Annotated in this window: 9 protein-coding genes; 2 read left to right on the forward strand and 7 right to left on the reverse strand. The window is 46.7% G+C overall.

From position 1 onward, the window contains the following. Positions 1-243 precede the first annotated feature (243 nt). The gene (tupA, locus tag Q0101_RS03760; RefSeq protein WP_297942466.1) at positions 244-1062 is read right to left on the reverse strand and encodes a tungstate ABC transporter substrate-binding protein TupA; all 819 of its coding nucleotides are present in this window, start codon (positions 1060-1062) and stop codon (positions 244-246) included. An 83-nt stretch (positions 1063-1145) separates the two neighbouring features. Between tupA and tupB the strand changes: the two genes are divergently transcribed. Together tupB and tupC are read left to right on the forward strand one after the other, a co-directional pair. Beyond that, a complete protein-coding gene (tupB, locus tag Q0101_RS03765) occupies positions 1146-1838 on the forward strand; it encodes a tungstate ABC transporter permease TupB (protein ID WP_297942469.1) in 693 nt (230 codons plus the stop codon). After that, entirely contained in the window at positions 1835-3139 is a 1305-nt protein-coding gene (gene tupC, locus Q0101_RS03770) for a tungstate ABC transporter ATP-binding protein TupC (RefSeq protein ID WP_297942471.1), read from the forward strand. Before tupB ends, tupC begins: the two co-directional genes overlap by 4 nt. A 519-nt stretch (positions 3140-3658) precedes the next feature. Here the strand turns inward: tupC and Q0101_RS03775 are convergent. From Q0101_RS03775 to Q0101_RS03800, 6 genes are all read right to left on the reverse strand, one after another. Continuing rightward, positions 3659-4984: an aminotransferase class V-fold PLP-dependent enzyme gene (locus Q0101_RS03775; protein WP_297942473.1), complete on the reverse strand. Its 1326-nt coding sequence runs from the start codon at positions 4982-4984 to the stop codon at positions 3659-3661. A 156-nt stretch (positions 4985-5140) separates the two neighbouring features. Continuing rightward, complete coding sequence (locus Q0101_RS03780) at positions 5141-6598, reverse strand: ankyrin repeat domain-containing protein (protein ID WP_297942476.1); 1458 nt, start codon at positions 6596-6598, stop codon at positions 5141-5143. Positions 6599-6994: 396 nt separating this feature from the next. After that, a complete protein-coding gene (locus Q0101_RS03785; RefSeq protein ID WP_005869215.1) occupies positions 6995-7183 on the reverse strand; it encodes a hypothetical protein in 189 nt (62 codons plus the stop codon). A 17-nt stretch (positions 7184-7200) separates the two neighbouring features. Next, positions 7201-7992 carry a LysR family transcriptional regulator gene (locus Q0101_RS03790; protein WP_297942478.1) on the reverse strand — a complete coding sequence of 264 codons (792 nt, stop codon included), beginning with the start codon at positions 7990-7992 and terminating at the stop codon, positions 7201-7203. 9 nt (positions 7993-8001) lie between these two features. Further along, positions 8002-8784: a formate dehydrogenase accessory sulfurtransferase FdhD gene (fdhD, locus tag Q0101_RS03795; RefSeq protein WP_297942481.1), complete on the reverse strand. Its 783-nt coding sequence runs from the start codon at positions 8782-8784 to the stop codon at positions 8002-8004. Between the two features lie 283 nt (positions 8785-9067). Continuing rightward, positions 9068-11320 carry a molybdopterin-dependent oxidoreductase gene (locus Q0101_RS03800; protein ID WP_297942483.1) on the reverse strand — a complete coding sequence of 751 codons (2253 nt, stop codon included), beginning with the start codon at positions 11318-11320 and terminating at the stop codon, positions 9068-9070. Positions 11321-11602: the final 282 nt, after the last annotated feature.

Here is an 11602-nt window from a genome sequence, read left to right on the forward strand (position 1 = left end):
ACTGAAATTTCTTCGCGCCGATCTCAAATATAGCTGATTTTAAGCCTATCACCTACAAACAGCACTGCGATAAATTTAAACGCATGGCGAGAAAGTAAAAAATGTATCGTAAAAAAAACGCCCGCTAAATTTTAGAAGCAAAATAGCTAAATTTAAAGACGCGCAGATTGATTTATGAAAAAGCAAAAGCCCAAAGACGGCGCTTCGCCTTTGGGCTTTAAATTTAGCCTTATTTAGCTAAAGCTAGTTCTTGCGAGTATTCGCATCGGGGGTGAAAAGCGGCTTATTTAGCAGCTTGAAATCGCCTACGAACTTCTGCCCCTTCTCGCTAGTGATCCATTTGATGAAGCGCTGCGCGTTTTCATAGTCGGCTTTTGGGCAATGCTTCGGATTGACCGCTATTACGGAGTAAAAATTCTTCAGATCGTTATCGCCTTCGTTGATGATGACCATATCGGGGTTGCCCTTTTTATTGTCCTCGTATTTGATGTAGGTGCCGCGATCGGTGAAGGTCACGCCCTTTTGCTCGGCGGCTGCGTTGATCGTAGCGATCATACCTTGACCGGTTTGGTTATACCACGCCTCGTTTTCAGGCACGGCGCCCTCAACCTTTTTCCAAATTCCTTTCTCTTTGTTATCGGTGCCAGATTTGTCTCCGCGAGAGAAAAATTTAATCTTCTCCGCCTTGATCAGCTCGAATGAGCCTTTAAGGTCCTTGCCTTTAAATTTAGGCGCGATCGATTTATCGGCGATGAGGATAAAATCGTTATACATAACGGGCGTGCGATCAACGCCGAAGCCTTTTTCTACAAATTCTTTCTCGACCTTCGGCGAATGCACGAAAAGTATGTCCGCATCGCAGTTCTCGCCAAGCTTTAGAGCAGCACCCGTACCTACCGCCGTCCATTTGACATCTACGCCGGTTTCCGCCTTATACTCAGGATAGATCGCATCTAGCAAGCCCGTATTATCGGTACTCGTTGTAGTTGCCATCACCAAATCGTTATCGGCGGCAAAAAGGCTCGCGCTAAGAGCGAGCGAAACAAAAAATATTTTTTTCATTTTATCTCCTTTAAAAAATATGCTATTATAGCACATAAATTTGGTTTATAAATATGCCAAAATAGCACATTTAGGACGTGATCTTGGACTTTATTTTAGAAGGAATTTTAAGCGCATTCGGACTGCTTTTTAGCGGCGATGCGGAGACCTTTTCGGCGATTAAGGCGACGCTTTATACTTCGAGCATCTCGATACTTTTCGCGATTTTAATCGGCTTTCCGATAGGATTTATCCTCGGATTTTACGAATTTCGCGCTCGCAAAACGCTTAGACTTTTAAGCGACGTAGCGCTTGCGATGCCCACGGTGGCGATAGGACTGATCCTTTACGCTTTCATATCCAGAAACGGCCCCTTGGGCGAGCTGGGGCTGCTTTTTACGCTCAAAGCCGTGATGCTCGGGCAGTTTGTGCTGGCGCTTCCCATCATCATCTCGCTAAGCGCCAGCGTCATCGAAAATATGGATAAGAAGCACTATCTAAACATTATGAACTACCGCCTAAGCCCGCTAAATTTAATTCTTTGCGTGCTTTACGAGCTGCGCTACGCCCTACTCGTCGTCATCGCCACCGCTTACGGGCGGATCGTCGCCGAGGTAGGCGTAGCGATGATGATCGGCGGCAATATCAAATATTTCACCCGCACGATCACCACGGCGATCTCGCTTGAGACCAACAAGGGCGAGTTTGCGATGGGTATAGCGCTCGCGCTGGTGCTGATTTTAATAGCGTTTGCGGTAAATTTAGCCATCCACGCGCTAAAAAGGCTGGATCGATGAGTGCAGATAAGCTAACGCATCCGAGCAAGAATTTCACGGACAAAAACCGGGCGGAGCGGGAGCTCGAAAATTTTATGAGTGAAAATTTAACGGACGCAAATTCCGCCCCCGAGAATTCTACGGACATAAATTCTACGCGCGTAAATTTCGCCGCCGAGAATTCTACGAGTCAAAATTTCGCTACGGGAAATTCTAAGAGTAAAAATTCTGCGACCGAGAATTCCATTAGCGCAAATTCTGCGGGTAAAAATTCTAAAAGCAAGAATTTCGCGAGTGAGAATTCTGCGAGAAAGAATTTTGCAAATGAGAATTCCGCCGCCGCGCGAGCTGTACCCCATAGCGAGCTGATCTCGGTGCGGGATCTAGTGCTGCGCTACGGACGGAGCGAAATTCTAAATATCCCTAGCCTAGATCTAAATACGAGCGGCATCACGGCGCTTTTGGGTTCCAACGGCAGCGGCAAATCCACGCTACTGCGGATTTTATCCTTTTTGCAGCGTCCAAGCAGCGGCAGCGTGGAGCTTTGGGGGCAGCGGGCGCCCTCTTTGCAGACGCTGCGGCAGACCTGCTTGCTGCTGCCCGAGCCCGTGCTTTTAAAACGCAGCGTGGAGCAAAATTTTAAATTTGCGCTCAAAAGTCGCGGCGCGCTTGCGGAATTTGACGAGCGGGTGGACGAAGCGCTCGGCCTAACGGGGCTTGATAGAAGTTTTTTATCGAAGAAGCATTTCGAGCTTAGCTCGGGGCAGACGCAGCGCATCGCGTTTGCGCTCGCTCTGGCGCAGCGCGCGAAGCTCTATCTGCTCGACGAGCCGACCAACAGCCTCGATCTTGCTGCCTCCAAGCTCTTTGCGCGCGCGATTTTATTTATGCGAAGCCGCTACGGCTGCGGTTTTATCATCGCCAGCCACGATGAGAAATGGCTCAGCGCGATCGCGCAAAGAAGCGTATTTTTGCATCGCGGCAAGATATGCGAGTTTGAATACAAAAATATCTTTGACGTGCAAAACGGGATTTTAAAATTTTCGGATGAAATTTCGCTGCGCCTTGAAGAGAGGCTCGCACGGGCTCGCAAAATCGCGATAAATCCGAGTAAAATTTTATTATCTCAAAGTCCGTTTGAGCGTTGCTTCGCGGGGATTTTGCACTCGGTTTCGCTTCAGTACGGCTCCTCGCTACTCATCAAGATCAAGGCGGGCGACGTGTTGCTAAAATGCGTCACGGCGCAGGATGAGCGGCGCTGGAGCGCGGGCGAGAGGGTTTATTTTGGATTTGAAGACGGCGCATTTTTGGGACTGGAGTAGTTCTGCGCAGTGCGGATAAGCTTTATTTTGCTTTAGAATTTTATTCGCGCGGCACTAATAAATTTCATTTCTGCCTCAAATTTTCACTGCGAACCATCTAGCGCGGCGTACACGGCGAAACAGAGCGCAAAAATTTGCGTCTTGAAATTTTGAAATTTATAGACGCAAATTCTACCGAGCTGCGCAGCGCGGAATTTTAAAATTCCATTGCTAAAAAATTTTAAAATTTAGCCGCGAATACGGCTAGCGGGATTTTGAAATTCCACAATTTAAAATTCTAAATTTTAACTCCGCGGAATTTGCCCGCAAATTTACGAACGAAATTATATGTTACCTTGCAAAGCGTGCCGTCTGCCTGCAGTGCAAAGGCGGAACGATAGTAAGAATTCTATGGCGTAAAACTCGCGTAAAATTCTAAAGAGGCGGCGCGGAATTCCGATAAATTTTAAGAACTGTGCGGGATTTTACAAAATTTCACGAGCGCTAAAACAAAACGGAAAAGCTCCAACCTCACGCCGCTTAAATCTTCCCGCCGAACATCTCGTACATCGCCTTTTCCTCGCCCCAAAGCTCGCGGTGCTTTTTGATACAGGATTTTATCGCGCCCGCGAGATAGAGCACGTCGCGCTCAGTGTGCGTGTAGTGCAGGCTCACGCGCACGAAGCCGGGCTTGGCTTCTGGCATGCGCCCCTCCTTGATACCCAGCAGATCGTGAGCGTACGGGCCCGCGCACATCACACCCGCGCGCGTCTGGATACCAAAGTCGTTGCTAAGGCTCGCGGCGAAATCATACGCCGAGACGCCGCGCACGTTAAATGAAAATATCGGCAGCCGCGGCGCGTCCTTTGGAGCGTAGTTTATGATCTCGTCAATGCCTGCTAGCTCGCTCTCAAAAAGCCGCGCGAGCTCGTCCTCGGCGCTTTTTATTTGCTCGAAGCCCACCTCGTTTCGCAGCGCATAAGCCAAACTTGCCCGCATGAGCCCGATGATAGGCGGCGTACCGCCCTCCTCTAGCTGCTCGGGATTTTTCAAAAACACGTGCCCTTCGCGGCTAGCGTAGGCGACCGTCCCGCCCGCGGCAAACGTCGGCACATCGCTGTTAAGCAGCTCCTTTTTGATCGCCAAAAGCCCACAGCTAGCAGGCCCTCCGAGTAGCTTATGCGGCGAGAGGAAAATCGCGTCGAAATAATCACAGTCTAAATTTGCATGCGAGCTCAGCGCCGCGCAGTCAAAGGCCACGATGCCGCCCGCGGCCCTGATTAGCTCGCTGATCTTTTTGTAATCGCTGATGACGCCCGTGACGTTTGAGGCGGCGCTAAACGAGCCGATGATGCGGCGTCCTGTATTTAGCTTCAAGATACGCTCGAGTGCAAGCAGATCGATCTCGCCGGACTCGCTAAGCGGCACGCGCAGGTAGTCGCAAAGCCCCTCGCGAAAGCTAAGCTCGTTTGAGTGGTGTTCGTATGGCGAAACAAGCACGAGCGGAAGCTGCGCGGCGCGTAAATTTGCCTCGCCGATCGCGCTTCTGGTCGCAGGCGGTAGGTAGATGCCTAGCAACTCCTGAAATTTCTTGATCGAGGCCGTCGCGCCCTGTCCGCAAGCAATGAGACAAAACCGCTCGTCAAGTCCAAGTAGCTTTTTTAGGCTCTCTCTCGCGCCCTCGTAGCGCCTCTGCGTGATGATCGCACTCGAACTACTGTCGGAGTGTGTGTTGGCGTAGGTTTTGAGCGCCTCCGCTATCTCGCGCTCTACGGGCTCGTAGGCAAGCCCCGAAGCCGTGTAATCAAAATAGCGCACGCCCGGTTTTAGGATGATATTTTTTCGAATTTCGTCTAAGCTTAGCATTTGCGGCCTTTAAAATTGAAGTGATTAATTATAGTGAAATTTGGATTAATTTAAGGCTTTGCGGCCTGGCAGGAAGGAATTTTAATGAGAATTTAGAAAAGCTTTGCCCACTATATCACTTAATTTCTGATGCTATATAGTTTTACTCCTTCAAATTTATTGATTACTATCTAGTTTTTTAGCTGCTTCTTGTCTTAGAATTTCGGCATAATCTTTTATATCTATCTTCTCGCCGTCATGTAGAATTTTCACTTTCGCTTCCTCTAGCATTTCCTCAAAATTTAAATATTTAAAAAATGTCTCAATATCGAATGCCTCAGTACTATTTTTATCTTTTAGGCTACTTTTTTGCAAAATCTCTTCATCGCTTAGCCCATTGCCGCAAAGAGCTTTATATCTATCTATTTTCATATTATAGAAATTTAATATTTTAATATCCGGTTCTAGCTTAGTACATTTTTTATCATTTGGCATATAGCCGAAAAATTTTATAAAATCTTTTTCTTTCCAGTATCTATCCGTTCCTTTATCTTTTTCTTCGTTATTTTTAACTTCCCATCTACCCCGAAGAGCCCAATCATATGATTCTAAAATCTTTTCTCCATAGCAGTAATCGTTCATATGATTTATGTAAGATTCCTTCTTTTTTATAGATCCAGCTAAACTATCCAAACAATTTTTATAAGCCGTAACAATATCATCTTGACTCGGTAGACCATCTATATTATATTTTATTAATAATTCTAATTTATCTTTATACATCATATCCCGCGGAAGAAAAGTATAAATAGATTTTTTAAATATTTCCTTTTGTTTAAACGAAACGCCGTTCTCACTTAAATAATACAAAGGACCTTCATATGCTTTCGGTTTCATACCTCTTTGTAGCATCATATTGGCAATTTCTATCAAATTACTATATATTGCATAGTTTAATGGATAAACAGGATCTTTTGAGTGATCATGATTGATTAGACACTCAGTACGTAATTTTATATCTATATTGTTGCCAACTATGATTTCGGTGTCGTCAGAATATCTAGGGCAAACTATATAGCCCTGCACCATTTTGACTTCTTCAAATTTAACGCCGTTATCTAAAAGCAGTCTTACCGATTTAGTAGCATTATTTTCTATCGCATAGGCCATAGCAGATAGCTTGTATTCATCTTTTTTATGTATATCCGCACCTAACTTTATAAGCTCTTGGGTAGTATTTTCATCATCCCAAAAGCTAGAATACATCACAGGCGTTACCCCTCCGTCCATAGTATGCTCGACGGATAGATTGTTATCTTTCATAAATTTTAAAATTTTATCTGTTTGCTTGCTTTTTAAAAGCCTTTTTAGTTCTACGTCTATAGCGGGTTCTTTAAATACGTTTTTTGGATTTGAATTATAATCTATATCCCAGTAGCGAAACGCAAAACTTTCAACTTCTTCTTGAGTTACGTATTTGCTAAAACCTGGCACTTTGGAGACATTTATATCTGAAGTAACGGTAAAATGGGTTTGCTTGCGCTCCACAAGGCCCGATCTTTCGGCTAGCAGATACAGCGCGCATACGACTACAGCGCAGATAGCATAAATAAACCGAAGTTTGAAGCTTTTCAAAATTTCCCCTTAGAATTTTGCTCGCGACTATACCCAATCAGTACTTAATAAAATATAAATACTATATAGACGAAATAGGCAAAGCTAGCTGAGAAATGCGGTTAAGCCAGGTTTGAATGATGAAATCTTTCAAGTAAATTTGGCGAACGAATGTCGTCATAGACAATATTTGCGTAATCGTATCCCTATTTGCACGCTACACTAGGCTCCATATCCGAAGCTCGTTCGCCGTAAATTTACCGCAACGTCTTTGCGCAAGCTTTTCTTAAAAGCACAAACCACTAAAAATCATCGTAGTGCTAATGAGCAGCGAGCAGCCTTTGCCGTATCACAAAGAGCCGCTATTTTGCGGACTGTTCGCAAGCTGCTCGCGCGGTCATGAAGTGCGCTTCGCGCTTATTTGCCGATAAAATTTTTCTGCAGCCACTCCATCGCTTTTTCTTCGCTTTCAAATCTGCCGCTTTTGGCTACCTGAAACTGCCCCTCGTAGAAGCGAATTCTGATACCGTCCTGGACGCTATCTACCTTGATACGTGTGATCCTATCTTTGTTTAGATAGGTTCGGTCGTTTAGCTTTACAAACATCGTTTTCTCCTTTAAATTTAATGGTTTTTATCTGCCTCTTTACTTGCGTCTTTCTCGCTCTCTTTTTTCAAAAACAGCTCCTTAAAGCGCTCGTTTGCGTAGTGTTCTATATCGCTTTGCAGCTGCTTATATGCAGCGATCAGCTCATACGCGCGTGCATTTAGCGTCGTGCCTGCGGCATTGCCGCCGCCTTGCTTGGTGCTAAAGAGCTCCTCTTGCAGATTTTTTTGTAAAATTTGCAGATGGCTCCAGCACTTTTTGTAGTTCATCCCCAAAACCTCGGCAGCCTTAGAGATGGAGCCCGTCTGAGCGATCACGTCCAGCACTTCGGTTTTACCCTTGCCGAAAATGAGCTCGCCCTGCGCATTTTCGATCCAAGTTTTTGTTTTTACTCTCATTCTTTTGCCTTTCTTCTCTTTAAAGCAGCCCAGCTGACAATATTTCACGTCTATGCCGTGCTCCTTAAGCGTAGAGCGCACCGTATCAAACCCTACTCCGCCGCTAGCTACGGCGCGGGCGTCACGGCAAAAGATCCGTCTTTTCTCATCCAAAAGCGGATCTAGCTTTTGCAGCGCCTTTATACTGCCTCCGCTACATTGCAGCTTGCCGAACTGTCCGAGTTCGCAGCGATCTATCCGTATCCCTTCGCGTGCCGCGAGATCTCCTACGATGCTCGCGTCCACGCCCAATTTAGCGGCGATCTTAAACGCCGCGCCGCAATCAAGCTTGCCGCTTGGATTTAGTAAATTTAAAATCAGCCTTTTGATCTCGCTTGCTTTTTTATCGTCTATCTTGATATCTATCTCCATGCCGCCCTCTTAACTCAAAATTCTCTCTTCGCCGCTATAAACGTTTAAATTTTCGCCGCGCGCGAAGCCGCAAAGGGTAAGATCAAATTTACGCGCGATCACTACGCCGAGGCTCGTAGGAGCCGTGCGCGAAACAAGCGCGCTAATGCCGCTCATCACGGCTTTGGCGACCATTTCGGAACTTAACCTGCCGCTTACCAAAAGAAGCGAGCCCTGCGTATCGTGCCCCGCCAAAACCGCCTTGCCGACCGATTTATCGATGGTATTGTGCTGGGCGATATCCTCGCCGATAAAATACTCGCCGCTCGCGGTAAAGAGTTTTGCGGTGTGCACGCAGCCCGTCATCTCGTAAAGCTCGCACTGCGTGTAAAACTCGCTCATCAAATTTAAAATTTCATTCTTATGAAATTTAGCGTCCGAGCGGACTTTGCGCGCCGCCATCGCCTCAGGATCGATATTTGCCGTAGAGCTGCGTCCACAGCCGCTGATGATGACCTTTTCGGCATCGAAGCTATTTAGCCGCTTTTCGTTTATCTCGCCGCAGACATTCACGCTAAGCCCATCCGGCGCGAGCTCGATGCTCTTTATACGGCTTGCATCCGAGATCAAATTTTCGCTCAGCAAATAGCCTATCGCAAGCGCCTTCTGATCGCTCGGAGTCGCCATCAGCGCGCCGAAACGCTTGTCGTTTAGTAAAATTTCAAGCTTGATCTCGCGCACTAAGATATCGCTTACGATCCTTCTTTCATCGCCTTTAAATTTAACTATCTCCGCCCTATAAATCGGCTCCATAGACCTTCCTTATTTAAATTTGCTCGTATCGTAGTGAAATTTTGCTTAAATAGCCTTAATTCGCCGAAGTAAAGCCGTCGTAACGAAGCGGCGTGCGTAAATTTAAATCGCTCGCATTTTTGAATTTAAAAAATCGCGTGGAAAATTCCACGAGCCGCTCGCACCGTGCGCGCAAGCGGCTATGAAGCGCCCGCGAAAATGAAATTTAATTAAATTTAGCCACTACCTGCAGCCGCGATTAAATTTCATCCTTGCAAAGCAGGCGCAGAGCTTGCCGCCCAAACTACTTATGCACCGGCGATAGATAAGGTTTTTCAGAGTGCATCGACATCTCGTTTTGCCTTCTGAACTCGATAAACTCGCTCTCGCTAAGCTTTCTGATATTTGCGATCGTCATCTTTAGCGGCGGGATACCCGATAGCGGATCCAGATCGCCCGCATGCACGAGCTCGTTGCCGTCGGCCTCGCTGTAATGGAAGGTCGTAAAGATCGTGCCCTCTTTCAGATCCGGATTTATGCGAAGCTTCGCAGCGATCTGACCGCGCTTATTTTTAACAAGCGCGTAGCAGCCTTCGGTAAGCTCGCGTTCGCGTGCGATGTCCGGGCTTACCTCGATGAGCGCGCCTTCTGCGCCCGCGCCGTACTCTAGCGCGCGGCACTCTCTGGTCATCGTGCCGGTGTGGTAGTGATAGACCTTGCGCCCAGTCGTAAATAAGCACGGATAAATTTCATCCGGAATCTCGCTAAGCGCGCCGCTTCCCACCGGATAATCATCAGGGATTTTCATCTTGGCTCTGAAATCCGCCTCCGCTTTAGCGCGCTCCTCTTTATCATCCACGTAAAGCACCGGCACCATTCTAAATTTACCATCAGGCAGCATCGATTTATGATCTGCGTAAAGAACCGGCGTGCCTGGATGATCTTCATCAGGACATGGCCAGCTGATGCCGCCTAGCTTATCTAGCCTATAGTAGCTAATACCGCCGAAAAATTTAGGCATTAATGCACGCACTTCGTTCCAAATTTCTTCCGCGCTTAAAAAATCAAACCCTTCAAGTCCCATTCTTTGCGCGATATTGCAAACCACCTTCCAATCAGGCTCTACGCCAGGAGCCGGCTCGCTTGCCTTGCGCGTGCGCTGGACGCGGCGGGAAGTGTTTAAAAAGGTGCCATCCTTCTCGCCCCAGCCGGCAGCAGGTAGTACGACGTCGGCCTTCTGTGCGCTCTCGGTAAAGAAAAGATCCTGCACGATAAAGCAATCCAAATGGTGCGTTGCATGCACGAAGTGCTCCGTCCAAGGATCGCTCATTACAGGGTTTTCGCCGTAAACGTAGAGCAGCTTCAGCTCGCCGCTATCCATCTTATCGGGAGCAATCGTAAGCTTAAAGCCTGGAGTCGGATTTAGCTCAAAGTGCCATACTCTGCGCGCTTGCTCCTGCGCATAAGCGGAATTTACCGCACCTGCAGGGATGACATTAGGCAGCGCGCCCATATCGCATGCGCCCTGAACGTTGTTTTGACCGCGCAAAGGATTTACGCCTGCGCCTCGTTTGCCTAAATTTCCCGTCAAAATAGCTAAATTTGAAAGCGAAAAGACATTTGAGGTACCGTCGCTAAACTGCGTGATACCCATCGTGTAGCAGATCGCCGCTGCACCTGCTTTAGCATACATTCTAGCAGCTTCGATTACGAGCTCCTTTTTCACGCCGGTCTCGCGCTCGAATCGCTCAGGAGTAAAGTCCTTAACCGCTTCTTTTAGATATTCGTAGCCGTGAGCGTAGTTTTTGATAAACTCGTCATCTTGCAAATTTTCGGCAATGATAACATTCATAATGGTATTTAGCGTCTTAATGTTCGCACCCACCGGGATTTGCAGATAGATGTCGGCTTTTTTGGCCATATCGGTGCGCTTTGGATCTACGACGATCATCTTGGCGCCGCGCTGCAAGCCTCGCTGCATCTGCATAGCGATGATCGGGTGGCACTCGCTTGTGTTGGTGCCGATGAGTAAAAATACGTCCGTATCGGTAGCGAATTCTACCAAATCGTTCGTCATCGTTCCGTTTCCTAGCGTGTTGGCAAGACCTGCCACTGTAGGAGCGTGTCAAAGACGGGCGCAGTGATCGACGTTATTGCTGCCCTGAGCTCGGAAAAATTTCTGAAAAACGTAGTTGTCTTCGTTATTTGAGCGCGCCGAGCTAAAGCCCATTATTGAGCTTGGGCCATATTTAGCGACGGTCTCTTTAAATTTAGACGCTACAAAATCGTAAGCCTCTTCAAAGCTTACCTCCTCAAGCTTGCCGCTTCTATCAAATACTCCGTTTTTCTTACGGATCATAGGTTTGGCAAGGCGTTTTGGAGAGTTTACAAACTCCCAGCCGAACATCCCTTTTAAGCATAGCTCGCCGTCATTTACGTGGTGGGCCTGCGTAGGGCGCGCGTTTACGATCCTGCCGTCTTTTACGATAAGATCGATACCACAGCCGGTGCCGCAGTAAGGACAAGTCGTTTTGACAATCTTTTCTCTGGACTGCATAATATTCCTTTCAAGAATTTTGGTTTGCACGGCTATTATACTTTCTAGATTATAAAAGAATTTTTAAATTAGTGAATTTTTTTAAGCAAAATTTAAGCAATATGCAAATATCGCATATTAAATTTAATAGTTAAATTTTACGCTTTTACTTCGATAATGGCGGCGTTTTAGCGTAAAATTTATCGCTTATCGCAAAAGACGCTTTTTAAGCTAACTTTTATAATTTTAATAGAATTTTGAAATTATATTACGCTCCGTTTTATTTCAAAGCACGATTAAATT

This window comes from uncultured Campylobacter sp., from assembly GCF_937921625.1.
GTDB lineage: Bacteria > Campylobacterota > Campylobacteria > Campylobacterales > Campylobacteraceae > Campylobacter_B.

What these genes read in the sequence shown, in the direction of transcription:
- Q0101_RS03785 (WP_005869215.1), bottom strand. Translation starts at nt 7,183, where the DNA reads ATGTTTGTAAAGCTAAACGACCGAACCTATCTAAACAAAGATAGGATC.
- tupC (WP_297942471.1), top strand. Translation starts at nt 1,835, where the DNA reads ATGAGTGCAGATAAGCTAACGCATCCGAGCAAGAATTTCACGGACAAA.
- Q0101_RS03790 (WP_297942478.1), bottom strand. Translation starts at nt 7,992, where the DNA reads ATGGAGATAGATATCAAGATAGACGATAAAAAAGCAAGCGAGATCAAA.
- Q0101_RS03775 (WP_297942473.1), bottom strand. Translation starts at nt 4,984, where the DNA reads ATGCTAAGCTTAGACGAAATTCGAAAAAATATCATCCTAAAACCGGGC.
- tupA (WP_297942466.1), bottom strand. Translation starts at nt 1,062, where the DNA reads ATGAAAAAAATATTTTTTGTTTCGCTCGCTCTTAGCGCGAGCCTTTTT.
- fdhD (WP_297942481.1), bottom strand. Translation starts at nt 8,784, where the DNA reads ATGGAGCCGATTTATAGGGCGGAGATAGTTAAATTTAAAGGCGATGAA.